The following is a 24,987-nucleotide window of genomic DNA, read 5'->3' on the forward strand; positions in this document are numbered from 1 at the left end:
CAAACTGATCAGATATCGTCAAGCAAAGCGTAAGGCAACGGCTGCAGTGTGAGCGCCACCCCTTCCGGAGCACCCACCTGCAGTGGACTGTCAGCCGCAGAAATCTGCATCGAGAGAATCAGGTCAAAACCCCCACCAGGTGCAGCAGCCACCTGCACCACCGTCCCGCAAGGTTGCTCCAGATCACTAGCCGCAAACACCTCCGCCCCCACCGCCACCGCACTGCCGGCATGCGCGATGTACCCCCGCCGCTTGAGCGTGCCGCGGAACTGGCTGCGCGCCACCACCTCCTGGCCGGGGTAGCAGCCCTTCTTGAAGTTCACGCCACCGACCGACTCGTAATTGAGCATCTGCGGCACGAACGCCTCGAACAACGGCTGGGTCAAGGTAGGTACGCCGCTTTGCACCTCGCTCCACTGCCACAGGGCAGGGTCGAGCGCAGGACCTGCCGGAGCGGGTTCGGAGGAGGGCGCCACCCACAGGGCGCGCGGCTGACCGGCAGCAGGGTAGAGGTGGATCACGCTGGCGGAGCCAAAGTCTGCCTTGGTCCAGGCCGGGGCCGTGCTGCCGGCCACGGCGACGACGGTGTCGCCCGCCAGGCCATACAGGGCGAAGTCCGCGGACGCATCGGTCAGTTTGGCCTTGGCGCGCATCACGAACATCGACAGGCGCTTGAGCGTGGTGGCCAGCAGGTCCTGGCTGATCAGTAGCAGCACCTCGGTCGGGCTGCGCTTGAAGCCGATCATGCTGGCCTGCATGCGGCCCTTGGCCGAGAGAAAAGCCGACAGCCGCGCCTCGCCCAAGCCCAGCAGGGCATAGTCCTGCGTGAGCTGGCCGTGGAGGAACTTGGCGGCGTCTTCGCCTTCCACGCGGATCACGCCAAGGTGCGACAGAGGGGCAATGCCATTCAGGGGAAGCTGGGTCATGGCTGAATTATGATGCCCGCTCCCTTTATCTACAGGCAGCAGGGTTGTGCGACGCTTACTGGTTTTTCTCTTGGTGATCGTGATCGCCGCAGGTGGAGCCGCCTTCTGGTGGCTGCACCAGCCCCTGCCCATGGTTGGCAACGAGCCGCTGGAGCTGGCCATCGAGCCCGGCACCACGCCTCGCGGCGTGGCCCGCGACGTGGTGGCCGCCGGTGTGCGCACCGATGCGCAACTGCTCTATGCCTGGTTCCGATTTTCGGGGCAGGACCGCATGATCAAGGCCGGCAACTACGAGATCCCGCTCGGTACCACGCCGCGCAGCCTGCTGGCCAAGCTGGTGCGTGGCGAGGAGGCGCTGCGCGCGCTGACGCTGGTGGAGGGCTGGAACTTCCGCCAGGTGCGCCAGGCCCTGGCCAATGACGACCAGATCAAGCCCGACTCCAAGGGCCTGACCGACGAGGCGCTGATGGCGCAGCTGGGCCGCCCCGGCGTGGCGCCCGAGGGCCGCTTCTTCCCGGACACCTACACCTACGCCAAGGGATCGAGCGACCTGGCGGTGCTGCGCCGCGCCCTGCACGCCATGGACCGCAAGCTTGAAGCCGCCTGGAGCCAGCGCTCGGCCGACACACCGCTCAAGTCCGCCGATGAGGCGCTGGTCCTGGCCAGCATCGTCGAGAAGGAAACCGGCCGCGCCAGCGACCGCGCACAGATCGCCGGCGTGTTCGTGAATCGCCTGCGCACCGGCATGCTGCTGCAGACCGACCCCACGGTGATCTACGGCCTGGGCGAGAAGTTCGATGGCAACCTGCGCCGGCGCGACCTGCTGGCCGATACGCCCTGGAACACCTACACCCGAGGCGGCCTGCCCCCGACCCCGATTGCCATGCCCGGCAAGGCCTCGCTGCTGGCCGCCGTGCAGCCCGAGCGCACCAAGGCGCTGTACTTCGTGGCCAAGGGCGACGGCACCAGCCACTTCAGCGCCTCGCTGGACGAGCACAACCGTGCCGTCAACCGCTACCAGCGCGGGCAGCAGTAGGCTGCCTCAGCGCGCCATGCTCTCCCGCCTGCATACTCTGGACAAAGGTTTTCATGTCACGACCCGGCCTCTTCATCACCTTTGAAGGCATCGACGGTGCCGGCAAGTCCTCGCACATCGAAGGGCTGGCCTCGGCATTCCGCTCGCAAGGCCGCACGGTGACGGTGAGCCGCGAGCCCGGCGGCACGCCGCTGGCCGAAAAGCTGCGCGAGATGGTGCTGAACGACGCCATGGACCCGCTGACCGAGTCGCTGCTGATCTTTGCCGCCCGCCGCGACCACCTGTGCAATGTGATCGAACCGGCCCTTGCCCGGGGCGATGTGGTGCTGTGCGACCGCTTCACCGATGCCACCTTTGCCTACCAGGGGGCGGGGCGGGGCTTCGACCTCATGACCCTGTCCACGCTGGAGCGCATGGCCCAGGGCGGTCTCGTGCCAGGGGCCGGCGCTGGCACCTTGCGCAACCCGGACCTGACCGTCTGGTTTGATCTGGCGCCCGAGGTGGCGGCCGAGCGCCTGGCCGGCGCCCGCGTGCCCGACCGCTTCGAGGCGCAGCCCGTGGAGTTCTTTCGCCGCGTGGCACAGGGCTATGCCGACCGGGCCGTCGTGGAGCCCGCGCGCTTTGCCCGGCTTGATGCCGCGCTGGACCGCCACCGTGTCTGGCAGCAGCTGACCAGCGTGTTCGTGCGCAAGGGCTGGCTGTCCATCATGGTGCCCACGCCGAAGGACCTGGCATGAGCGACGCCACCACCACCCCGCTGGCACCCTGGATCGCCGCGCAGCGCAGCACCTTGCTCGGCCAGCGCGGCCATGCCTGGCTGCTGCAGGGCCCCTCGGGCCTGGGCCAGTACGCCCTGGGCCTGGAGATGGTGCGTGCCTGGCTGTGCGACCGGCCCACGGCCGATGGCGCCTGCGGCCAGTGCGGCAGCTGCCATGCCATCGAGGTGCGCACGCATGCCGACCTGTGCGTGCTGATGCCCGAGGTGCAGATGATGGCCCTGGGCTGGCCGCTGTCGGAGAAGGCGCAGGCCGACATCGACGACAAGAAGCGCAAGGCCAGCCGCGAGATCCGCGTGGAGGCCATGCGCGATGCGGTGGAGTTCTCGCAGCGCACCTCGGCGCGCGGGCGTGGCAAGGCGGTGCTGGTGTACCCCGCCGAGCAGATGAACCACATCACGGCCAACGCCCTGCTCAAGACGCTGGAGGAGCCGCCGGGCGACGTGCGTTTCGTGCTGGCCAGCGAGGCCGCGCACCAGTTGCTGCCCACCATCCGCAGCCGCTGCCTGGGCCACACCATGGTCTGGCCGGCCGAGGCCGAGATGCTGGCCTGGCTCAAGGGGCAGGGCATTGCCGCCGATGCGGCGCCGGCCTTTCTGCGTGCCGCAGGCGGGCGGCCCGACGATGCGCTGGCCCTGGCCCGCTCGGGCCGCAGCCCGCAGGCCTGGGCTTTGCTGCCGCAGGCCGTGGCGCGTGGCGACGCCACGGCGCTGGGCGACTGGTCACCCGCGCAGGTGATCGATGCACTGCAAAAGCTCTGCCATGACCTGCTGGCCGCCAGCGTGGGCGCCGCGCCGCGCTACTTTGCCCCGGCCGACCTGCCCAAGCCACCGCCGCTGGGCCCGTTGACGCGCTGGTCCAAGGCGCTGGCCAAGGCCGCGCGCACCGCTGACCACCCCTTCAATGCCGGCCTCATGCTGGAGGCGCTTGTCGCCCAGGCGCGAAACACCCTACACTCCAGGCACTGAAGCCGTCCCACCCACCATGAGCAGTCCATCCACCGCCCCCCGTCCCAGCGTCATGCAGCTGGCCATCAAGGAAAAGGCGGCTCTGTATGCGGCCTATATTCCCTTTTTCGTCGAAGGGGGCATTTTTGTGCCCACCCAGCGTGACTACAAACTCGGCGACGATGTGTATGTGCTGCTGACCTTGCCCGACGACACCCAGCGCTACCCCGTGGCTGGCCGCGTGGCCTGGGTCACCCCCGCCCGCGCCGCCGGCAACCGCACGCAGGGTGTGGGCATCCAGTTCCCCAAGGACGAGAAGTCGCGCCAGCTCAAGCTCAAGATCGAGGAACTGCTGGGAACTTCGCTGGGTTCGGACCGTCCCACCCAGACGATCTGAGAGCTTGTCGCACCCCATGCCGACCCGCGCAGGCTGGTCGGCTTTTTCCATTTTGAAACCACATGTTCGTTGATTCGCATTGCCACCTTACCTATCCCGGGCTGGTCGACCAGCTCCCGGCCATCCGCCAGGCCATGGCCGAGGCCTCGGTGGACCGGGCCCTGTGCATCTGCACCACCATGGAGGAGTTCGGCGATGTGCATGCCCTGGCGCTGGCGCACGGCAACTTCTGGAGCACGGTGGGCGTGCACCCCGACAATGAGGGCGTGACCGAGCCCTCGGTGAAGGACCTGCTCGACCGCGCCGCCCTGCCGCGCGTGGTGGCCATCGGCGAGACGGGCCTCGACTACTACGGCATGGAAGACCGCAAGGGCGGGCGCAGCATTGCCGACCTGGAGTGGCAGCGCGAGCGCTTTCGCACCCACATCCGCGCCGCGCGCGGCTGCGCCAAGCCGCTGGTGATCCACACGCGCAGCGCGTCGGACGACACGCTGGCCATCCTCAAGGAAGAGGGCGAGGACGGCGCGGGCAACCTGGCGGGCGGCGTGTTCCACTGCTTCACCGAGTCCATGCAGGTGGCGCGGGCGGCGCTGGACCTCGGGTACTACATTTCCTTCTCGGGCATCATCACCTTCAAGACGGCGCAGGAGCTGCGCGACGTGGTGGCCTTCGTGCCGCTGGACCGCATGCTGATCGAGACCGACAGCCCCTACCTGGCCCCCGTGCCCTACCGGGGCAAGACCAACAGCCCTGCCTACGTGCCCCATGTGGCCAGGCAGGTGGCTCTGACCCGCGGCATCGCCGTGGAGGAGGTGGCCGAGGCCACCAGCCGCAATTTCGAGACCTTGTTCAAGGGAGTGAACGCATGACGAGCCACACGCTGCGCCGCCGCACGGCGCTGTTGGGCGCCCTGGCACTGGCCACCGGTGCCGCTACCGCCTGGGCGGGTGCCTACGAGGACTTCTTTTCTGCCGTGGAGCGCGACGACGCCGACACCGTCAACAACCTGCTGCGCCGCGGGTTCGACCCCAACATCCGCGACCCGAAGGGGCAGGTGGGGCTGACACTGGCGATCCAGGCCGAGTCGCTCAAGGTGTTTGCCGCCCTCATCGCCAACCGGCGCCTGAAGGTGGAGACCCGCAACCAGCAGGACGAAAGCCCGTTGATGATGGCCGCGCTCAAGGGCAACGTCGACGCCGTCAAGGCCCTCATGGCGCGCGATGCCGATGTGAACAAGGAAGGCTGGGCGCCGCTGCACTATGCCGCCTCGGGCATCAAGCAGGAGCACGTGCGCATCATCGGCATGCTGCTGGAGAATCATGCCTACATCGACGCGACGTCGCCCAACGGCACCACGCCGCTGATGATGGCCGCGCAGTACGGCTCCAACGATGCCGTGCAACTGCTGCTCAACGAGGGGGCCGACCCCACGCTCAAGAACCAGCTGGGCCTGACGGCCGTGGACTTCGCGATGCGCGTGAGCCGCACCGAAGCGGCCGAGAAGATCGCCACGGCCATCCGCCGCCGCCAGCCCAACGCGGGCAAGTGGTGATGCGCAGGACACGGCCTCTGGCCTGAAGCCAGGGCCGGCCGTCGGTCGTCAGTCCGCCGCTGGCGCTTCGGCTAAGGTGGGCCTTGCGGCCGTGGCAGGCCGGCTCTGCAAGCGCGCATACAGGCCGCCTGCGGCCACGAGTTGGGCGTGCGTGCCTTGCTCGGCGATGCGGCCCTGCTCCATCACCACCACGCGGTCCGCATGCTCGATGGTGGACAGGCGGTGGGCGATCACCAGCGTGGTGCGCCCCTGCATCAGCCGGTTCAGCGCGTCCTGAACCAGGCGTTCGGATTCCGTGTCCAGCGCCGAGGTGGCCTCGTCCAGGATGAGGATGGGCGCGTCCTTGTAGAGCGCGCGTGCAATCGCCAGGCGCTGGCGTTGCCCGCCCGAGAGCTGGGTGGCGTTGTGCCCCACCACGGTGTGGATGCCCTGCGCGAGCGATGCCACGTGGTCCGCCAGGTTGGCGGCGGCCAGGCAGGCCAGCACCTTGCCATCGTCCACCGCATGGCCCAGCGCCACGTTGGCGGCAATGGTGTCGTTGAACATCACCACGTCTTGGCTGACCATGGCGATCTGGGTGCGAAGCGCGGCGAGGTCCCATTCCTGCACGGGGTGGCCATCGAGCAGCACGGCGCCCGACGAGGTGGCGATAAAGCGCGGCAGCAGGTTCACCAGCGTGGTCTTGCCCGCACCCGAGGGGCCGACCAGCGCCACGATCTCGCCGGGTGCCACGCTGAGGCTTACGCCGTCCAGGGCCGGCGCGTTGTCGGGGCCGAACGATACGGACACATCGCGCAGCTCCAGCGCGCCCTGGGCCCGCTCCGTGCGGTAGCTGCCCCCTTGCTCTGCCCCTGTGTCGCCCAGCAGGGCCAGGCCGCGCTCCAGCGCCGCCACGCCGCGCGTAATGGGGTTGGCCACGTCCGCCAGGCGGCGGATGGGGGCGATCAGCATCAGCATGGCGGTGATGAACGAGACGAAGCCGCCCACGGTCACGTCCTTGGCGTTCAGCGTGCCGCGGCTTTGCCACAGCGCAATGCAGATCACCACCGACAGCGCGGCGGCGGCCAGCAGCTGCGTGAGTGGCGTCATCGCGGCCGAGGCGATGGTGGACTTGATGGCCAGGCCGCGCAGGCTCTGGCTCAGGCCTGCGAAGCGCTTCGATTGGCCCTCTTGCGCGCCGTGCAGGCGCACCATGCGGTGGGCCAGCACGTTCTCTTCGACCACATAGGCCAGCTCATCGGTGGCCTGCTGGCTGCTCTTGGTCAGGGTGTACAGGCGCTTGGACAGGGTCTTCATGATCCAGGCCACGCCCGGCACCACCACCGCCACGATCAGCGTGAGCTGCCAGTTCAGGTACAGCAGGTAGCCCAGCAGCGCGAGCAGCGTGAAGCCGTCGCGCGACAGGCCCAGCAGGGCCTGCACCAGCAGCGTGGCCCCTGTCTGCACCTCGTAGACCACGGTGTTCGACAGTGCGCTGGCCGACTGGCGCGAGAACAGCCCCATCTCGGCCGCCAGCACGCGGTCGAACAGCGCACGGCGCAGCAGCAGCATGCCCTCGTTGGCGATGCGCGCCAGCGCGTACTGCCCCACGAACTGCGCCAGACCGCGCACCAGGAACACCCCCATGATGGCCAGGGGCACTGCCCACAGCGGCAGGTTGCCCTGGGTGAAGCCGCGGTCCAGCAGGGGCTGCAGCAGCGCGGGGATCAGGGGCTCCGTGGCGGCACCCACCAGGGTCGCCGCGATGGCCAGGCCCCAGGCCAGCCGCTGGTTGCCGAAATACACGGAAAGCCGCGCCAGGCGGGCGGTGAGGGTGGGGGCAGGGGGGGCGGGCGGCGCAGCGGGGCCCGTGGCGCTCGGATCGGTGGCTTGCATGTGCAGCGGATTCTAAGGCGCCCCTGCGGGATGTCCCCTGGCACGCGAGAGGGCATCTCTCGCGCATGTTCGTGCTGCAGTGCGGCGATTGACCATGAGCCCCTGCACAGTTTGTCACAGCGCATCTTCTCCAGTGTGTAACATTGGCGCTGCCAACCGGCATTTGTTCGGCTACTGCGGCTGCCAATGACCACAGATCACAACACCAACTCCAACACCTCCCTCCAAGCGGCCCTGCCGCGTCCCATGCGCCGCCAGGTTCTGGCCGCGCTTGCCTCCACTGCCTCCTTGCCCGCCCTCGCGCAGTTCCGCGTGGAAGTCACGGGCGTGGGCCTGACCCAACTGCCGATTGCCATCGCCCCCTTCCGTGGCGAAGCGCAGGCCCCGCAGAAGATCGGCGCCATCGTGCAGGCCGATCTGGAGCGCAGCGGCCAGTTCCGCGCGGTAGACACTGCGGGCGTGGTGCTCGACGAGACCTCGCGCCCCGATGTGGCCCTGTGGCGCCAGAAGACGGCCGATTCGCTGGTGACCGGCAGCGTGACGCGCACACCCGACGGCCGCTACGAGGTGCGCTTTCGGCTGTGGGACGTGGTCAAGGGCCAGGACCTGGGCGGCCAGAGCTTCGCCGTGTCACAGGCCGACCTGCGGCTGGTGGCGCACCGCATTGCCGACTTCGTCTACGAAAAGCTCACGGGCGAGCGCGGGGTCTTCTCCACCCGCATCGTCTACGTCACCAAGACCGGTAGCCGCTACAGCCTGTGGGTGGCCGATGCCGATGGCGAAAATGCGCAATCGGCCCTGTCGAGCCCCGAGCCCATCATCTCCCCGGCCTGGTCGCCCTCGGGCGGGCAGATCGCCTACGTGTCGTTCGAGTCGCGCAAGCCCGTGGTGTATGTCCACCAGGTCGCCTCGGCCCAGCGCCGGCTGGTGGCCAACTTTCGCGGCTCCAACAGCGCGCCGGCATGGTCACCCGACGGCCGCAATCTGGCCGTGACGCTGAGCCGCGATGGCGGCTCGCAGCTGTACCTGATCGACGCCAATGGCGGCGAGCCCAAGCGCCTGATGCAAAGCCCCGGCATCGACACCGAACCCATGTTCTCTGCCGACGGCCGCAGCATCTACTTCGTGAGCGACCGGGGCGGTGCCCCCCAGGTCTACCGCGTGCCCGCGGGCGGCGGCAGTGCCGAACGAGTGACCTTCACGGGGTCCTACAACATCTCGCCCAGCATCAGCCCCGATGGCAAGTGGTTGGCCTACATTTCCCGGGTGGGCGGGGCCTTCAAACTGCACGTGATGGACTTGGCCTCAGGCACCGTCACCGCCATCACCGACACCTCGGCCGACGAGAACCCCAGCTTTGCGCCCAACAGCCGCCTCATCGTGTATGCCACGCAGCAGCAGGGCCGCGAGGCGCTCATGACCACCACGTTGGACGGAAAAATCAAGGCACGCCTGGCTGGCCAGCCTGGAGACATCCGCGAGCCCGATTGGGGCCCGTTCCAGAAGCAATGAACTTTTCAGCACTTTTCACAATCTAGTTTCCAGGAGAATTTTGGATGATCAGCAGCAAACTCAAGCGTTTTACCCTTGCCCTTACCGTCACCGCCCTCGTGGCCGGCTGCAGCTCTGGCGTCAAGCTCGACGATGTGCCGGTGGAAGACAAGGGCGCCAGCTCGACCATGGGTACCAACCCAGGCGGTGCCAACACGGGCAACACCGGCCAGAGCACCGTCGCCCCCCTGGACCTGACCGGCTCTGGCGCCAATGCGCAAGGCCCTGTGGGCGTGGCACGCATCGTCTACTTCGACTACGACAGCTACGTCATCAAGTCCGAGTTCCAGTCGCTGCTCGAAGCCCATTCGCGCTTCATCAAGGCCAACTCCGGCCGCAAGGTCATGATCGAAGGCCACACCGATGACCGCGGTGGCCGCGAGTACAACCTGGCCCTGGGCCAGAAGCGCGCCGAAGCCGTGCGCCGTTCGCTGGGCCTGCTGGGCGTGCCGGATTCCCAGGTCGAAGCCGTGAGCTTCGGCAAGGAAAAGCCTGCCGCCCCTGGCAACAGTGAAGACGCGCACGCGCAGAACCGCCGCGCCGAGCTGTCGTACCGTTGATGCCCGGATTCAGCCTTTCCCAACCCCTGCGGTCCGTGGCCGCAGGCTTTGCGCTGGCCTGTGTGGCGCTGCCAGGTGCGCACGCAGCCATCTTCGAGGACGGGGAGGCGCGCCGCGCCATCCTCGAAGTGCGCCAGCGCGTGGACGCCATGCAGCAAGCCCAGCAGCGCACAGCCGACGAACTGCGCCGTGCCAACGAGGACACCGCCCAGTTGCGCCGAGGCCTGCTGGAGCTGCAGACCCAGATCGAGACCCTGCGCAGCGAGAACGCCCGCCTGCAGGGTCAGAACGAGCAGTTGACACGCGAAGTGTCCGAGCTGCAGCGTCGCCAGAAGGACATTGCCCAAGGGGTGGACGAGCGCCTGCGCCAGTTCGAGCCCATCAAGGTCACGGTGGATGGCCTGGAGTTCCAGGCCGACGCCGCCGAGAAGAAGGACTTCGAAGCTGCGCTGGCCATCTTTCGCGCGGGCAAGTTCCCCGAGTCCAACCAGGCCTTCGGCAACCTGATCCGCCAGTACCCGCGCAGCGGCTATGTGCCGTCGGCCCGCTTCTGGCTGGGCAATGGCCAGTACGCCGCGCGCGACTACAAGGAGGCCATCAACAACTTCAAGGCCCTGCTGGCCGAGGCGCCCACGCACGCGCGTGCGCCGGAGGCTGCCCTGTCGATCGCCAACTGCCAGGTGGAATTGAAGGACGCCAAGGCCGCGCGCAAGACGCTGGAAGATCTGGCCCGGGCCTATCCCCAGTCCGAAGCGGCCATGGCCGCCAAGGAACGCCTGGCGCGGATGAAGTGAGCACCGCGGACCCAACGCCCGAGGTCAAGGAACTGCTGGTCGGGAGCGAAACCGCTCCCGTGCCCATGGTTCCTTTTGCCGATGATGCGACCGACGAGGTTACGCAGCGGCGCTTTGGCGGCCTTGAGCGCCTGTATGGGGTGGAGGGTGCCAGGCGCATTCGCGCCTCGCATGTGGTGGTGGTGGGCATCGGCGGCGTGGGCTCCTGGTCTGCTGAAGCGCTGGCCCGCAGCGGGGTCTCGCGCCTCACGCTGGTGGACCTGGACCATGTCTCCGAGTCCAACATCAATCGCCAGATCCACGCCCTGTCCACCACGGTGGGGCAGGCCAAGATCGAAGCCATGCGCGACCGCATCGCGCTGATCAACCCTGAATGCGATGTGCGCTGCATTGACGAGTTCGTGGAGCCTGGCAACTGGCCCCAGTTGCTGGGCAGCGACCCGGTGGACGCGGTGATCGACGCCTGCGACCAGATCAAGGCCAAGACCGCCATGGCCGTGTGGGCCCGCGCCACGGGCCAGGCGTTCATCAGTGTGGGCGCGGCCGGCGGCAAGCGCCAGGCGCACAAGGTGGACATCGACGACCTGTCGGCCACCACGCACGACCCCTTGCTGGCCCAGCTGCGCTACCAGTTGCGCAAGCACCATGGCGCCCCGCGCGAGGGCCGCAAGATCGGCATTACCTGCGTCTTCAGCCGCGAAGCCGTGGCGCAGCCCGACGCCTCGTGCGCCATCGAGGGCGGCGACGGCTCGCTCAACTGCCACGGCTACGGCTCGGTGGTGGCTGTGACGGCGACCTTCGGCCAGTGCGCGGCGGGCTGGGTGATCGACCGTCTGGCCCAAGGTCCGCTGAAACCCCTGAAAACCAAGCTATAATCTTAGGCTTTGCAGCAGCCAAGGTTCAGCGATGGGCGTGCGGCAGTTGCAATGATGGGACGTTAGCTCAGTTGGTAGAGCAGCGGACTTTTAATCCGTTTGTCGTGGGTTCGACCCCCGCACGTCCCACCAGGATACGCAAGGCGCTACAGCTCTCAAGGCTGTAGCGCTTTTTGCTTTTTGTTCCCACATTGGGAATTCAGCCCAGCCCCTACCCACAGGCTTGCTGGCCTGCGTTGCCCTGCTGCAGCGCTGCCGGGGCTGACTCCGTGGGCCAGCCACTGCCTTGCGCTGACAGCCATCTCATCAATTCTCCCCGGTCCTGCAGGCCCAGGCTGTTGTAGAGCTGGCGGCGGTGGTAGACCACGGTGTTGGCGCTGATGTGCATGCGCACGGCGATCTGCGACTCCGGCAGGTCGAGCGCGAGCCAGTACGCGAGTTCCTGCTGGCGCTGCGAAAGACTCTGGGTCTGCAGAAACGCTTGCAGGCGCGCCTCGCGCGGGACGCGCTGCATGATGTGAATCCCGACGGCCTGGCCCATGCCGGTGGCCGCCTTCATGGGAGTGGCGCGCACCGAAAAATCGCCATGCACGGTGCGCACCTCCCTGGTGGGCAGCCCTATGGGTTGCTGTGCGCGCATGTGTTGCAGCAGTTCCTGCAATTCCTGGGGCAGCCCCGCACCACGCCGCCAGCGCCAGCCGAAGGCCAGGGGCAGCAGGGCCTCGGCCTCGGGCGACAGCCACAGCAACCGCCCCTGGGGTGTGGTGATGAGCATGCCCTGGCTGTGCGCCTCGCTGTCGTTGGCGCTGGCTTGGGCATCATCCTGCAGGATGTGCGCCAGGCAGGGCTCCAGCCGCGAGAGCGCCGCAACCTCATCGGGCCCGAAAGCTGGCGACCCCGCTTCGCGGTAGAACTTGAGCGCACCTATTCCTTGCCCTCGCGGCGTGCGCAGCACCAGGCTCATGCAGTCTGTGGCCCCCATGGGCCGCATCACCACGTTGTAGAAATCGCTGCGCTCCAACTCGGGCATGGGCACCCGCACCAATTGCCCGAGCAACTGGGGCCCTTGCTCGTACCGCACTGCCTCGTCAAAGTCGCGCGAACTGCGCACCAGTACCTGGCGCTCGCTGCGCAGGATGCGCGGATCAAAGTAGTCGGCCACCACTGCCTGGACGGTCGGCACTTCCATGTGCACCGCCAGGTCGCCCGTGTCTGCGGGGTGCATGTACGCGCTGGAGTCAAAGCCGATCACCCCGTGCAGCGCCTGCAGCAGCGGCCCGATCATGGATGGCCCGCTCACCTCCATGCGGGTCATGTGCTGCAAGCGTGCAATGGCTTGCCCGGTGGAGCTGGGCGAGGGCATGTTGTGCGATCCGGTGGAGCGGTGGTGGGGATGAGAACCCGAATCTAGGAGCCGTGCCGCGCTGGGTCAATACCCCGGTGCACCGCCCTGCAACACCCTATCTGCCGGGGGTGGGGTGCGCAGGGCCACAGGCCGCTAGCCTGCGCAACCCACGAGGAACGCCCCGGCCATCAAGCGGATGGGGTTTTCCTGCGCACTGCCTGCAATACAAAAGCCCCTGTTGCTGCCTGGCACCGGGGAGCTTTTTTTGTGGGCGGAGCGATTTGGCACGCATTCGTGAATGAATTCACGTTTTCCTGCCAATCTGCGCCAGAAGCTCGTCTCGCCCCATCACACCCAGACGGTTGTAGAGCTGGCGGCGGTGGTACACGGCGGTGTTGAGGCTGATGCCCATGCGCTGGGCGATCTGTGATTCGGGCAGGCCGCGCGCCAGCCACCAGGCCAGCTCGTGCTGGCGCTGCGGCAGGCCCAGCGTCTGCAGTGCCGACAGCAGCCGCACCCCGCGCGCCACGCGCCGCGTGATGTGCAGGGCCACCGCCTGGCGGTCCTGCCGCTCCTGCGGCGCTGGGGTCAGGTGTGTGGCGCGCAGCGAGAACCAGCCCTGCGCCGTGAACAGTTCCATCGCGGGCAGGGACATCTCGCCGGGTTGCTGTGCGTTGAGCCGCCGCAGCAGCTCCTGCAGCGCGGGAGGCAGTTGGGCGCCACGGCGCCAGTGCCAGCCAAAAGCCAGGGGCATCAGCGCCTCGGCCTCGGGCGAGATCCACATCAGCCGCCCCTGCGGCGTGGCGACCAGCACCCCCTGGCTGTGCACCTCGCTGCCCTGTGCATCGCGCTCGCCCTGCTGCTGCGCACGTGCCAGATGGGCCTCCAGTCGGGCCAGCAGGGCCGCGTCCTGCGGCGTAAAGTCCGGGGCCGAGGCATCGCGGAAAAGGTGGATCACAGCCAGGCCCACACCCTGCGCGGTGCGCAGCACCAGGCTCATGTAGTCCTTGGCGCCGGTGGGCCGCATCACCGCGTCGTAATAGTCACTGCGCAGCAGCTCTGTGAGAGGCACCGCCATCTGCTCGCGCATCAGCCTGGGGCCATGCTCGTGGCGCACTACCTCGCCGAAATCGCGTGGACTGCGCACCAGCACCTGGCGCTCGCTGCGCAGGATGCGTGCATCGAAGTAATCCCGCGCCACCGACTGCATGGGCTCCTGCGCATAGTTCATCAGCTCGCCATCGCTGCCGGGGTACAGCATGCAGCCGAAGTCAAAGCCCACCACCCGGCGCAGCTCCTGCAGCAATGGCTCGATGAGCTGCATGCCACCCGCCTCCAGGCTGGCCATGCGGTGCAGGCGCGCAAGGGCGTGGCGGTCGGGTCGGAAGGGGGTGGGCATGGCGATGAAAACAAAAACGGAAGGCCGCCAATCTAGAACCCGCCCGGCACCCGGTCAACGCAGCCTGCGGGCTGCCTGCAACACCCCATCCCATCGGGGTGGGGCGCGCCGAAAGGTTCGCGGGTAATTTGCATGGCCATGAATACTTGTGCCCACGCTTCGAGCGTCAACACGTTCTCATACCGGGCGCTTCCATCGATTCCCACTCACAAGGAACCAACGTGACACGGACCCTGTTTTCCCGCAATTCTCTGGCTGCTCTGGGCGCGATCTGCCTGGCGTGCCTGCCGGCCCATGCCCAGGTGGAGATCATCGAACCCGTGGGGGACTTCCAGTTTGGCAAGGTTGCTGTGCATTCATCCGCCACGCAAACCCTGCGGGTGGCCAACCGCGGCCCATCTCCCGTGCAATTGGGCAAGGTGATCTCAAGCATCGCAGCCGTGTCACCGCTCTGTACCGGGATCGGTTGCGCAATGGTCATTGCAAGCGACTTCACCATCCCCCCGGAATCGGATGGCTGCAGCAACACCTTGCTCCAGCCGGGGGCGGTTTGCTCGGCGCTGGTGCGCTTTGTGCCGTCGGGCCCAGGGTCGCGCGGATCCCAACTGAACGTTTTCATGCCGAATGCAGCTTATGTTCTGCGCGGGTTGGGTGGCACAGGCGTCTCGCAGCCGCTGGACTGTGTGCTCGACTGGGCGGAAAAAACCTTTCCACAGCTGCTGACCGCCCCGACCATGACGTCCACCGCCTCGGCTTTCCATGTGCGCTGCTATGCCCAGGGGGCGATCTGCGTTGGTGCCGACACCGCCGTGCCCACGCCTGACCAGCCCAGCGTCTATGCCTACCAGGCCCAGGCCAACCCGCCGCTGCAGCGTCTGGACCATCTGTCCTCGCTGTCGCGCCTGGCGCAGTGCCAATGACGGGGTGGCCCGTCGGTCACGGCCCGGTTCTGCCTGAACCGGGCCGGGCCGAGGTGCTTCAGATGTATTCCAGCCCCTGGCTGCTGAGCCCGACCAGATTGATGTGCGCGGCATTCAGGTCCAGGTTGGCCGCAGCCACTGCGAATGATGCATTGGTGTAGGCGCCCGACTTGATGACGGCCGCCAGCGACTGGACCGTATTGGCATCGGCCGCGACGCCCACCAGATTGGCGTACAGCAGGCTCACCACCTGCTCTGGCGTGGCCGAGGCCCCCAGCAGTGTATTGATGCCAAATTGCGCGACCTGCAAGGGGGTCGAGCCGGCGTCCACCGCCTTGAGCACGATGCCGACCACGCTGCGGTTGTTCAGGCCGGCAGGGCCGAGCAGCGCACCGACCATGCGTGCGGCCGTGCCTGCAGCGCCGTCCAGGTCCAGCGCCACAAAACCATCCGTGAACTTGACCCGCTCGATCTGCAGCAGGGTATCCACCCCGTCGCGGCTGGGGACCCCGTCGCCCAGCGTCCAGCCGCCACCGTTCTTGGGCTGCAGCGAGTAGTCGCCGCGGTTGCCCCGGGCAACCAGGGTGTCCAGGCCGCCCAGGCCGTTGAACGTCTCATTGGCATTGGTGCTGGTGAACGTGTCTGCACCGGCTGTGCCCGTTGGCGTCGTGGGTGTGGTCGGGGTCGTTGGGGTGGTGGGTGTCGTGGGCGTGGTCGGCGTCGTGGGGAAGGTCAGCGTCGGGCCACTGGTCGAGTTGAACCCGTACGTGCCGCCCAGGCCGTCCCGGCCGTAGATCCAGTCCAGCGCCAACAGGTCATAGGCCTGGAAGGTGGTCTTGTACTGGCCAGCATCGGTGTACGACATCACCGTGTTGTTGGTATTGTCCTCGGCCGTGGGCAGGGGGCGGGGGGAGTCGAATGGGTGCGCCAGACCCAATGCATGGCCCACCTCGTGCAGCAGCACCTCATAGCCCAGGCCGCCGGCCGTGGGGGTGTTGTTGATGCTCGCGAACTCCACGTTATCCAGGTAGACCACCGATTCGGCATTGAGCGACGTCAGCGTCTGTTCGGGCCCCGTGAAGCTGTAGTTGTAGAACGAGGAGTTCAGCCCCGCCGTCGTGCGGCCCTGCAGGTTGGTCGCCGCGAAGTGGATGTCTGCCTGGGACGAACTGCCCACTTCGGTGAAGGTGATGCCCGTGACCTGGCTGGAATACGCCATGATCTGGCGCGCTGCCTGCATCTGCGAGGAATTGAATGAGGTCAGGGTGGTGCTCGAATCCCGATCAGCCACGCTGCCCGTGCTCACGTCGAAGGTGTAGTACAGCACCTTGCGGCCATCGGGGATGAAATTCCACGGGGCTGGGTTTTCCAGCAGGGAATCGGCCTTGTAGTTGCCCGAGAAGCGGATGTTCTGGAGGTCGGAAACGGTGGCCATGGTGGTGTCGAATGTCTCGGCGGTTGGATGGTGGCAACTGGCTGCCCAGTGCCCTTGGACAATGCCTCGCCGAAGTGGCACACCGCCCCGGCGGGGTTGCCTTCGGGCCGCGGTTGCAGGTGCAAGGGCATATCCCGTGCATTTGCAAGCACGAAACAGAATTTATCACCGAGGCGACCGCTGCGCTGTGACGAAAAACACAATGTCACGATATCTGTTCGGGCCATTGAAGGAATGCCGGCCTAGCTCGGCAGCATTTCCCTTGCGCCGCCGCGTCAGCGCATGGAGTGGCTTCGGCAAGGGAAATGGTCGACGGCGCCGTCACCTGCGCGACCCCGCCTAAGTGGCATCCCCAATGCCACGGATGGGGCTGGCCCCTAGGCTCTGGCGTTGAAGGAAAGAAACCATTCTCCCCATTCCATCCATGTCCACACGCCCCCACTACGCTTTCTGGCCCCGCCGGCTGCCCCATTCGATCACCTTGCCCGCCACGTCGCTGTGGGACAACCTGGCCATCAGCGCACAGCGCTACCCCGACAAGACGGCGCTGGTGTTCTTTGGCCGCCAGCTCAGCTATCGGGCCCTGGTGGAGGGCGCCGAGCGGCTGGCCGCACGGCTGGCGCAACTGGGTGTGCAGCGCGGCGACCGCGTGGTGCTGTGCATGCAGAACTGCCCGCAACTGGTGATGGCGCATTTTGCCATCCTGCGCGCCAATGCCGTGGTGGTGCCGGTCAACCCCATGAACCGGGCCGAGGAGCTCAAGCACTACATCACCGACCCCGATACCAAGGTGGCGTTCACTACGGCCGACCTGGCGCCCGAGCTGGCCAAGGCCAGCAACGCCCTGGCACCGAATGAGCGCTTGGCGCACCTGGTGGTGACGCACTTCACCGATGCCTTCGATGCCGACGTGCAGGGGGCCGACGCCCCGCCCGACGCATGGAAGGAGTGGCTGTGCACGCAGCATGCGCTGCCTGCGCTCGACGGTGGCACAGTGCACGCCTTTGCCGAGGCGCTGGCCTGCAGCGATGCGCCACCTGCGCTGGTGGTGGGCCCCGCTGACTTGGCGCTGCTGCCCTACACCAGCGGCACCACGGGCCTGCCCAAGGGCTGCATGCACCTGCACAAGAGCATCATGCACAACGCCGTGGCCAGCGCGCTGTGGGGTTCTGGCTCGGCGGACAACGTCACCCTGTCGGTGGTGCCCATGTTCCACATTACCGGCATGGTGAGCGTGCTGCACACCTCCATCTACTGCGCCGCCACCATCGTGGTCATGCCCCGCTGGGACCGGGACCTGGCCGGGCGCCTGATCTCGCGCTACAAGGTGACCAACTGGACCAACATCCCGACCATGGTCATCGACCTGCTCAACAGCCCCAACTTCGCCAGCTATGACCTCTCCAGCCTGGTCTACATCGGCGGCGGCGGGGCGGCCATGCCGCAGGCCGTGGCCCAGCGCCTGCTTGAGCAATATGGCCTGCGCTATACCGAAGGCTATGGCCTGACGGAGACGGCCGCGCCATCGCATTCGAACCCGCCCGACCACCCCAAGCAACAGTGCCTGGGCATCCCCTTCATGGGCACCGATGCGCGCGTGGTAGACCCCGACACGCTGCAGGAGGTGGCCGTGGGCGAGCAGGGCGAGATCATCATGCATGGCCCCGAGGTGTTCGAGGGCTACTGGAAGCGGCCCGACGCCACGGCCAGCGCCTTCGTCGAGTTCGAGGGCAAGCGCTTCTTCCGCTCGGGCGACCTGGGGCGCATGGACGAGGAGGGCTACTTCTTCCTCACCGACCGCCTCAAACGCATGATCAATGCCAGCGGCTTCAAGGTCTGGCCGGCCGAGGTGGAGGCGCTGATGTTCCGCCACCCGGCCATCCAGGAGGCCTGCATCATCTCGGCACGCGACGCCTACCGGGGCGAGACCGTCAAGGCCGTGGTGGTGCTGCGCCCCTCGCACCAGGACACGACCGAGCAGCAGATCATCGACTGGTGCCGCGAGAACATGGCGGTGTACAAGGTGCCGCGCATCGTGCAGTTCGTGAATGCCTTGCCCAAGAGCGGCAGCGGCAAGGTGATGTGGCGGCATCTGCAGGAGGCGGAGGCGGCCTGAGGCCTGCACGGCGCTGGCAACTTGACCATTGCTCACTGAACATTGGGCATTGGCAGGCCTTGGCACTTGCCAATTTGTCCAGTGCCGTCCAGAGACCGCAATCGCGGCACAAAGCGCTGGTAGGCTTGGTGCACCGCCTTCCTGGCGCCATCGTGCGCCCGCCGTTCCATGTCTGCCAACACCTATAGCTTCACCTGCACCGGCTCCGACGCCGCTGCGCTGGCCCAGCTGCATGCCCTGCTGAAAGCTGCCATGCAAGCCCCTGGTTGCGCCTTGCACGAGCCTTTGGAGCGCATTTTCCAGTACTGGGACGGTCCCGTGGTGATGAGTGCGTCCCTGCTGGGCACCACGCTGCGCTGCACGGTCGACACATCCGCGCACGATCCGCTCGAGAAACCGCAGATACTGGCCTGGCATGCCGCAGGCGCCGACTACCTTCGGGTGCATGTGTTCAACAGCCAGGTCGGGGAATCGTCCACCACGTACTACCACGCCGGCAAGCGCATCCCGGCCAAGGCGTTTCCCAAGCCGGTGCTGTCCGAAGGCGAGCGCCTGTACGAGCTGGTACTGGAGGCCAAGGACAGCGCACTCGCCAAGGAGGTCAAGGCCGGTGCATCGCCCAACGCCACGGCCGATGGCGTGCCCATCATGGTGCTTGCCCTGCGCGCGGGCCTGGTGAAATCGGTGCGCGCCCTGCACGACGCCAAGGTCGACTGGTCTGCCTGCCTGCCCTGGGCGGCCGAGGTCGCCGATCTGATCGGTGCCTGCGGCGGCAATCAGCGCGAAGCCATGCTCTCGGGCCTGTTACATGCATCTGGCGCGGATCTGCCCAAGCTGTCGCGCCTGGAGCGCGTGGTGCGGCCGGTGAGCACGCATGCCAAACTACTCCAATGGCTATTGGCGCAACCCGGTGTGGACGTGAATGCCCTGCTGGTCGACGACCACTCCGGGCAGGAAACCGGCAGCCTGCTGTTCCACAGCGTGGAGTTCTTTGAAGACCGGGCCGATGTTCTCAAGGTGCTGACCACCAGTGGCGCGCGCTCGGTTCCGCCTGCTCAGATGAGCGACGTGGAGCGGCTCACCCGCATGTGCAGGGGATACCGGGATGCGCAGACCCCGGCGCAGTTGGCTGCGGCCGGGGTGGATCTGGAAACACCGCTCTGGCGGGAATATCCTGCGCTGCGCATGGTGATGCGCAACTACACGGGAGCGCTGGTGGATTTGCGCCTGGCGAATGACCTGCTTGATGCTGGCGCTGGGGTGGACTACTGGAAAAATCCCGAGGCCTTCCAGGAGGAAGTAGTGGAGCCGCTGCTGACCGTGTACTGGTATGAGCCCAGCAATGCCAGTGGCAAGCTCGCCTCGCGCCTGGATGCGAATGCCTGCCAGATTGTGATCGACACGCTGCGCCGGGTGCTGGATCGTGGGGTGAGTGCGGCCATGGAGGTGTCGCTGCAGGTGGACGACCTGGAGACTCGGCACGAGGGTGAATCACCGCCCTCGGCCTGCTACGTGGGGAGCCTGCTCGGGGCAGTGGCAGGCCTGCTGTGCGTACGCGGCAGCATGCTGCGGCCGTTGTGCCTGCCGCTGGTAACGCTACTGCTGGAGAACGGTGCAGACCCCCATGCGCCCTGCAGACGTGGCATCCACCTATGGGCGCGCGGGCGGATCTGGGGGTGGGGCAACTGGCCGGAGCTGCATGACCCCTGGCCGGAGGGGATGTCCGTGCTGGCCTACCTACAGCAAAGGCAGGCCGAGATGCCCGATGCCATCGATGCGGCGGTGATTGTCGCGATGCAGGCGCGGTCTTGAATATGGTGTGAGAAAAGAAGAATCTTTGAAGATCCCTCAATGCGCAGTGTGCGTCAGCTCTGCCAGATCGCGCTCCAGCAGCGCCGGGTCGCCCAGCTGCAGCTCGATCAGGCGCCGCAGGTGGGTCACGCTGTCGAGGTCGATGGAGCGGCACAGCAGGCCGGTGTGCAGCCCCTCCAGGTGCGCCACCTCGCAGGACATGCCGATGTGGTTGCCCGTGTCGTGCAGCGGGATGGTGAGCTGGCACAGCATGCCGGCGCGCACGTCTGCCTGCGCAGGCAGTGAAATCAGCGCTCCCTTGAGCGACAGGTCCTGCACATGCACACTGAAGGCGTTGCTTGCCAGGGTGAGCAGCGCAGGGGCATCGAATTGGACACGGACGTAGTGGCGGCGTTCGTGGGGCATGGCTGTCTCCGAAGAGTTTGACGCATGCTAACCCAAGGTCTGCAGGCCTGTGCAAAAAAAGATCTCGGGCAGGCTTTCGGCGGCACGCTTTGTTTTGGTTACGTTTTGATAAACAAGCAACCTTTGGTTAACATGGTGCTTTTGGCCAATGTGGGGATTCCCGATCGTGAGTTCACGCATTTTCCGGTGGCATTGCCGATGGGCGGGCTGGCTGGTGGGTGCCTTTTGGTGCCTGCTGCCGGTGAGCGCCAGCACTGCTGCGACTGCGCGCGAGGTGCGGGTGGGGGTGTATGCCAACGAGCCCACCGTGTTCATGAACCAGCATGGCCGGCCCGCGGGCATCTTTGTGGACCTGCTCAACCTGGTGGCCGAGCGCGAGCGCTGGTCCGTGCGCTATGTGCCGTGCGAGTTGCGTGCATGCCTGGATGACCTGCACAACGGCCGCCTGGACCTGGTGCCCGACGTGCCGCGCACGCCGGCGCGCGAGGCGCAGTTCGATTTCACCGCGCAACCCATCGTGGACACCTGGTCCGAGGTGTACCGCCAGTCGTCCTCGCCGATCCAGTCGGTGCTGGACCTGGATGGCAAGCGCGTGGCCGTGCAGCGCGACACGGTGCAGAAGGACCATTTCATGGCCCTCACGCGCCGCTATGGGCTGCAGGTCATGGTGGTGGAGGTGGACTCGCCCGACCAGGCCTTCAGCGCCGTAGGCAGCAAGAACGCCGAGGCGGCCATCACCAGCCACCTGTTCGGCAGTGCCCGTGCGCCGGGCCACGGTCTGGTCGATTCAGGCATCGTGCTGCAGCCAGGGGGGCTGTACATCGCCAGCGGCAAGGACCGCAACCCCGACCTGCTGGCCGCCATCGACAAGCGGGCCGCGCAGTGGCGCGATGGGTCCGACGCAGCGTATGGGCAGGTGATGCGCCGCTGGGTCAGCCGGCCATCCGCCAACACCGTGGGGCGTCCGGTGCTGTGGGCCGTTGGCGCATTGCTGCTGGCGGTTGCGCTGGGGCTGCTGGTGGTCTTCCTGCGCCGCCGCCGCCGTGTGCGCGAGCGCAGCCGGCACCCGTGGACCAGCGGGCACAAGCTGCGCACCATCCTCGACAGCGTGGGCGCCTTCATCTATATCAAGGACGCCGAGCACCGCTACCAGTACGCCAACCAGCACATGCTGGCGTTGCTTCCCGATGCCGCAGGCGGCCTGATCGGGCAGGACGACAGCGCGATCTTCGACGAGGCGACTGTGCGCCAATTGACGGCCAATGACCGCCTGGTGCTGGAGCGCGGCGAGCGCATCGAGGTGGAGGAAACCAATACCTTCCACGGTGGTTCGGTGCGCACCTACCTGTCGTTGAAGATGCCGCTGCGCGACAGCGACGGCCGCATCCATGCGCTGTGCGGCATTTCCACCGACATCACCGACCACCGGGGGGTCGAAGAATCGCTGCAGATCGCGGCCATCGTGTTCGAGTCGTTCGAGGGCATGGTGGTCACCGGGCCCGACCAGCGCATCATCCAGGCCAACACTTCCTACGCGCGGCTCACGGGCTACCCGGTGGAGGAACTGGTGGGCAAGACCCCGGCGCTGCTGCAGTCCGGCCGGCACGACCAGACCTTTTACCGGACGATGCAGGAGACGCTGCAGTCGGTGGGCTCCTGGCAGGGCGAGGTCTGGAACCGGCGCAAGGATGGCGAGGTGTACCCGGCCTGGATCACCGTCACCGTGGTGCGTTCGGCGCAGGGCGCCATCACGCACTACGTGGGCACGCAGACCGACATCTCCAGCCGCAAGGCGGCCGAGGAGGAGATCCGCCTGCTGGCCTTCTACGACCCGCTCACCGGCCTGCCCAACCGGCGGCTGATGGCCGACCGGCTGCAGCACAGCCTGGCGGCCAGCGCCCGCACGGGCACCGGTGGCGCCCTGCTGTTCGTGGACATGGACAACTTCAAGGACCTGAACGACACCCAGGGCCATGAGATCGGCGACCAGCTGCTGTGCCAGGTGGCGGCGCGCCTGGGTGGCTGCGTGCGCAACGGCGACACGGTGGCGCGCCTGGGTGGCGACGAGTTCGTGCTGCTGCTGGAGGGCCTGAGCGCGCTGCCGCACGAGGCGGCCTCGCAGGCCGAGATGGTGGGCCGCAAGGTGCTGCATGCGCTGGGTCAAAGCTACCAGTTGGGCGGCCATGCGCACCACAGCTCGTGCAGCATCGGCGTGACCTTGTATGCCGACCCGCACACCACGGTGGACGAGTTGCTCAAGCGCGGCGACATGGCCATGTACCAGGCCAAGGGGGCGGGGCGCAACACCCTGCGCTTCTTCGACCCCCGCACCCAGGCCGCCGTCACGGCGCGCACCGCGCTCGAGGCGGGCTTGCGCGAGGCGCTGCGCGAGGGCCAGTTCCTGCTGCACTACCAGCCGCAGATCGGCCAGTTGGAGGGCCTGGTGGGGGCCGAGGCCCTGCTGCGCTGGGAGCACCCGCAGCGCGGGCTGGTGTCGCCGGCCGAGTTCATCCCCGTGGCCGAGGCCTGCGGCCTCATCGTGCCCCTGGGCGCCTGGATCCTGCGCGCAGCCTGCCTGCAGTTGGTGGAATGGGCGCGCAACCCGGCCTCGGCCCACTGGACGCTGGCCGTGAACGTGAGCGCGCTGCAGTTCAGGCACCCGCACTTCGTGGAAGACGTGGTGGAGGTCCTCAAGAGCACAGGCGCCAACCCGGTGCGCCTGAAGCTGGAGCTGACCGAGTCGCTGCTGCTCGATGATGTGGAAGACATCATCCGCCGCATGACCACGTTGCGCGCCCTGGGCGTGCGCTTTTCGCTCGACGACTTCGGCACGGGCTATTCGTCGCTCAGCTACCTCAAGCGCCTGCCGCTGGACCAGCTCAAGATCGACCAGAGCTTTGTGCGCGACCTGCTCACCGACCCCAACGACGCCGCCATCGCCCGCACCATCGTCAACCTGGCCCACAGCCTGGACCTGGGCGTGATTGCCGAAGGGGTGGAAACCCCCGAGCAGCGCGACATGCTGGCCAGCGTGGGCTGCCTGCACTGGCAGGGCTACCTGTTCGGTCGGCCGGCGCCGGCCAGTGCCTTGCTGCGCATCGCGGAGCAGGTGGCCTTGCAGCCGTGAAAGCGCCTGGGGAGTCAGGGCAGGCCTTCAGCCGGGGCTGGCGCCGTTTGACCTGCATCACCCCTTGGTTGCACGGCACTGCGGCGCGTGGCCTGGGCTCGGCAGCCCCTTGCGTTAAGCCTTATGCTCGGCGGCCATGGCACAAGTCACTTTCTCACCTCCTTTTACCGCGCCCTCCGAGACTGCGAATCAACTGCGCAGCGCCGGCTTTGCCGTGCTGTCGCCCGCCGATGTGGCGGCCTGGATGGGTTGCCCGCTCTCTGACCTGCTGGCACTCAACGCCGATTGGGCGGCCCTGCCGCCCGACGACTTCCTGAAGGACGGCGGGCGCTACCGCCGCCGGCGCCACGCCTGCTTCATGGTGCAGGATGGGCAGGCGCAGCAGGTGCCGCACCGCGCGCACTGGCAGCCGGTGGAATACAACGCCCTGCACGGCGGCATGGAGCGCTGGTTTGCGCCCATGGAGCCGGCCACGGTGGCGCTGCCCGTGTGGTCGCAGCTGCTGGCTGCGCTGGCCCGCGTCTCCGACGCCGTGTTTGCCGTACAGGGCAAGGCGCCACAGCCCTGGTTCGTGGAGGCGCACCAGTTCCGCATCGACACCGAAGGCGGCATCGGCCGGCCCACGCCCGAAGGCGCGCACCGCGACGGCGTGGACCTGGTGGCGGTGTTTCTGGTGGGGCGCGAGGGCATCAAGGGCGGCGAGACCCGGGTGTTCGAGGCCAACGGCCCGGGCGGCCAGCGCTTCACGCTCACCGAGCCCTGGTCTCTGCTGCTGCTGGACGATGCGCGCATGATCCACGAATCCACCCCCATCCAGCCCGTGGCCCCCGGCGGCTACCGCGACACGCTGGTGGTCACCTGCCGGCGCGGCGCGTTCCAGGGGGCGGACGTGGTGGGATAGGGGTCACCATCCTTGTCGTTGGGGGCACGGGCGTAGGACAAGACGTCGTCTTGCTGCAGAAATCGCTGGATCGACCGCCCCCCGTTTGATACGCATCAAGATGCGATGTATGGTGTGGGTTCACACTGTCCTTCATCGCATCGCAGGCGGCACCCGGGACCGGGGGATTGGTGGTTCATACGGATTTGCATTCAATCGTATAACTAGGCGGGAAGCCGCAGACAGTGCTGTAGCACGG

Annotated in this window: 21 protein-coding genes and 1 tRNA gene; 16 read left to right on the forward strand and 6 right to left on the reverse strand. The window is 67.2% G+C overall.

The genetic code is table 11. The annotated features are described in order from the left end of the window. Nucleotides 1–8: 8 nt before the first annotated feature. Nucleotides 9–926 carry a folate-binding protein YgfZ gene (locus tag ASE31_RS28095; RefSeq protein ID WP_057206034.1) on the reverse strand — a complete coding sequence of 306 codons (918 nt, stop codon included), beginning with the start codon at nucleotides 924–926 and terminating at the stop codon, nucleotides 9–11. A gap of 46 nt (nucleotides 927–972) precedes the next feature. On the opposite strand from ASE31_RS28095, the gene mltG reads away from it, so the two are divergent. The 6 genes from mltG to ASE31_RS28125 all read left to right on the forward strand — a co-directional run bounded on the left by mltG (nucleotide 973) and on the right by ASE31_RS28125 (nucleotide 5,634). Beyond that, the gene (gene mltG, locus ASE31_RS28100) at nucleotides 973–1,962 is read left to right on the forward strand and encodes an endolytic transglycosylase MltG (protein ID WP_057206036.1); all 990 of its coding nucleotides are present in this window, start codon (nucleotides 973–975) and stop codon (nucleotides 1,960–1,962) included. Between the two features lie 53 nt (nucleotides 1,963–2,015). After that, nucleotides 2,016–2,699, forward strand: coding sequence for a dTMP kinase (gene tmk, locus ASE31_RS28105; protein ID WP_057206038.1), 684 nt, complete (start codon nucleotides 2,016–2,018; stop codon nucleotides 2,697–2,699). After that, nucleotides 2,696–3,706 carry a DNA polymerase gene (locus tag ASE31_RS28110; RefSeq protein WP_057206040.1) on the forward strand — a complete coding sequence of 337 codons (1,011 nt, stop codon included), beginning with the start codon at nucleotides 2,696–2,698 and terminating at the stop codon, nucleotides 3,704–3,706. Before tmk ends, ASE31_RS28110 begins: the two co-directional genes overlap by 4 nt. A gap of 16 nt (nucleotides 3,707–3,722) precedes the next feature. Further along, nucleotides 3,723–4,082 carry a PilZ domain-containing protein gene (locus ASE31_RS28115; RefSeq protein ID WP_057206042.1) on the forward strand — a complete coding sequence of 120 codons (360 nt, stop codon included), beginning with the start codon at nucleotides 3,723–3,725 and terminating at the stop codon, nucleotides 4,080–4,082. 62 nt (nucleotides 4,083–4,144) lie between these two features. Next, nucleotides 4,145–4,951 (forward strand): TatD family hydrolase, encoded by an 807-nt coding sequence (locus ASE31_RS28120; RefSeq protein ID WP_057206044.1) that lies wholly within the window; start codon nucleotides 4,145–4,147, stop codon nucleotides 4,949–4,951. Continuing rightward, nucleotides 4,948–5,634, forward strand: coding sequence for an ankyrin repeat domain-containing protein (locus ASE31_RS28125; protein ID WP_057206045.1), 687 nt, complete (start codon nucleotides 4,948–4,950; stop codon nucleotides 5,632–5,634). The genes ASE31_RS28120 and ASE31_RS28125 overlap by 4 nt, the downstream gene beginning before the upstream one ends. Before the next feature lie 48 nt (nucleotides 5,635–5,682). Here ASE31_RS28125 and msbA read toward each other — a convergent pair whose 3' ends face one another. Beyond that, entirely contained in the window at nucleotides 5,683–7,509 is a 1,827-nt protein-coding gene (gene msbA, locus ASE31_RS28130) for a lipid A export permease/ATP-binding protein MsbA (RefSeq protein WP_057206046.1), read from the reverse strand. Between the two features lie 186 nt (nucleotides 7,510–7,695). Between msbA and tolB the strand changes: the two genes are divergently transcribed. The 5 genes from tolB (at nucleotide 7,696) to ASE31_RS28155 (ending at nucleotide 11,421) form a co-directional block, all read left to right on the forward strand. Next, nucleotides 7,696–9,021, forward strand: a complete 1,326-nt coding sequence (gene tolB / locus ASE31_RS28135) for a Tol-Pal system beta propeller repeat protein TolB (RefSeq protein WP_057206048.1) — start codon at nucleotides 7,696–7,698, stop codon at nucleotides 9,019–9,021. 44 nt (nucleotides 9,022–9,065) lie between these two features. Continuing rightward, on the forward strand, nucleotides 9,066–9,620 hold the full coding sequence (gene pal / locus ASE31_RS28140) for a peptidoglycan-associated lipoprotein Pal (protein ID WP_057206050.1): 555 nt from the start codon (nucleotides 9,066–9,068) through the stop codon (nucleotides 9,618–9,620). Beyond that, nucleotides 9,620–10,414 (forward strand): tol-pal system protein YbgF, encoded by a 795-nt coding sequence (ybgF, locus tag ASE31_RS28145; RefSeq protein WP_082604401.1) that lies wholly within the window; start codon nucleotides 9,620–9,622, stop codon nucleotides 10,412–10,414. Before pal ends, ybgF begins: the two co-directional genes overlap by 1 nt. A gap of 65 nt (nucleotides 10,415–10,479) precedes the next feature. After that, nucleotides 10,480–11,289: a ThiF family adenylyltransferase gene (locus tag ASE31_RS28150; protein WP_057206246.1), complete on the forward strand. Its 810-nt coding sequence runs from the start codon at nucleotides 10,480–10,482 to the stop codon at nucleotides 11,287–11,289. 56 nt (nucleotides 11,290–11,345) lie between these two features. Continuing rightward, nucleotides 11,346–11,421, forward strand: a tRNA-Lys gene (locus tag ASE31_RS28155). 79 nt (nucleotides 11,422–11,500) lie between these two features. Here ASE31_RS28155 and ASE31_RS28160 read toward each other — a convergent pair. Further along, nucleotides 11,501–12,652, reverse strand: coding sequence for a helix-turn-helix transcriptional regulator (locus tag ASE31_RS28160; RefSeq protein WP_082604402.1), 1,152 nt, complete (start codon nucleotides 12,650–12,652; stop codon nucleotides 11,501–11,503). A gap of 286 nt (nucleotides 12,653–12,938) precedes the next feature. Beyond that, nucleotides 12,939–14,033 (reverse strand): helix-turn-helix transcriptional regulator, encoded by a 1,095-nt coding sequence (locus tag ASE31_RS28165; RefSeq protein WP_057206054.1) that lies wholly within the window; start codon nucleotides 14,031–14,033, stop codon nucleotides 12,939–12,941. 98 nt (nucleotides 14,034–14,131) lie between these two features. On the opposite strand from ASE31_RS28165, the gene ASE31_RS28170 reads away from it, so the two are divergent. After that, the gene (locus ASE31_RS28170) at nucleotides 14,132–14,953 is read left to right on the forward strand and encodes a hypothetical protein (protein WP_235514791.1); all 822 of its coding nucleotides are present in this window, start codon (nucleotides 14,132–14,134) and stop codon (nucleotides 14,951–14,953) included. A gap of 58 nt (nucleotides 14,954–15,011) precedes the next feature. Here the strand turns inward: ASE31_RS28170 and ASE31_RS28175 are convergent, their stop codons facing one another. After that, the gene (locus ASE31_RS28175) at nucleotides 15,012–16,388 is read right to left on the reverse strand and encodes a matrixin family metalloprotease (protein ID WP_057206056.1); all 1,377 of its coding nucleotides are present in this window, start codon (nucleotides 16,386–16,388) and stop codon (nucleotides 15,012–15,014) included. A 424-nt stretch (nucleotides 16,389–16,812) separates the two neighbouring features. Between ASE31_RS28175 and ASE31_RS28180 the strand changes: the two genes are divergently transcribed. Further along, the gene (locus ASE31_RS28180; RefSeq protein ID WP_057206058.1) at nucleotides 16,813–18,504 is read left to right on the forward strand and encodes a long-chain fatty acid--CoA ligase; all 1,692 of its coding nucleotides are present in this window, start codon (nucleotides 16,813–16,815) and stop codon (nucleotides 18,502–18,504) included. A gap of 168 nt (nucleotides 18,505–18,672) precedes the next feature. After that, complete coding sequence (locus tag ASE31_RS28185) at nucleotides 18,673–20,316, forward strand: hypothetical protein (RefSeq protein WP_057206060.1); 1,644 nt, start codon at nucleotides 18,673–18,675, stop codon at nucleotides 20,314–20,316. A 36-nt stretch (nucleotides 20,317–20,352) separates the two neighbouring features. Here ASE31_RS28185 and ASE31_RS28190 read toward each other — a convergent pair whose 3' ends face one another. After that, nucleotides 20,353–20,721: a PilZ domain-containing protein gene (locus ASE31_RS28190; RefSeq protein WP_057206061.1), complete on the reverse strand. Its 369-nt coding sequence runs from the start codon at nucleotides 20,719–20,721 to the stop codon at nucleotides 20,353–20,355. Between the two features lie 241 nt (nucleotides 20,722–20,962). Here ASE31_RS28190 and ASE31_RS33045 point away from each other — a divergent pair, with 241 nt between their 5' ends. Both ASE31_RS33045 and ASE31_RS28200 read left to right on the forward strand, forming a co-directional pair. Beyond that, nucleotides 20,963–23,848: an EAL domain-containing protein gene (locus ASE31_RS33045; RefSeq protein WP_304439142.1), complete on the forward strand. Its 2,886-nt coding sequence runs from the start codon at nucleotides 20,963–20,965 to the stop codon at nucleotides 23,846–23,848. Nucleotides 23,849–23,984: 136 nt separating this feature from the next. Further along, nucleotides 23,985–24,749 (forward strand): 2OG-Fe dioxygenase family protein, encoded by a 765-nt coding sequence (locus ASE31_RS28200; protein ID WP_057206063.1) that lies wholly within the window; start codon nucleotides 23,985–23,987, stop codon nucleotides 24,747–24,749. The last annotated feature ends 238 nt before the right edge of the window (nucleotides 24,750–24,987 follow it).

Origin of the sequence: Acidovorax sp. Root217 (assembly GCF_001428645.1) — a bacterium.
In the GTDB taxonomy this organism is placed as follows: Bacteria; Pseudomonadota; Gammaproteobacteria; order Burkholderiales; family Burkholderiaceae_C; genus Acidovorax.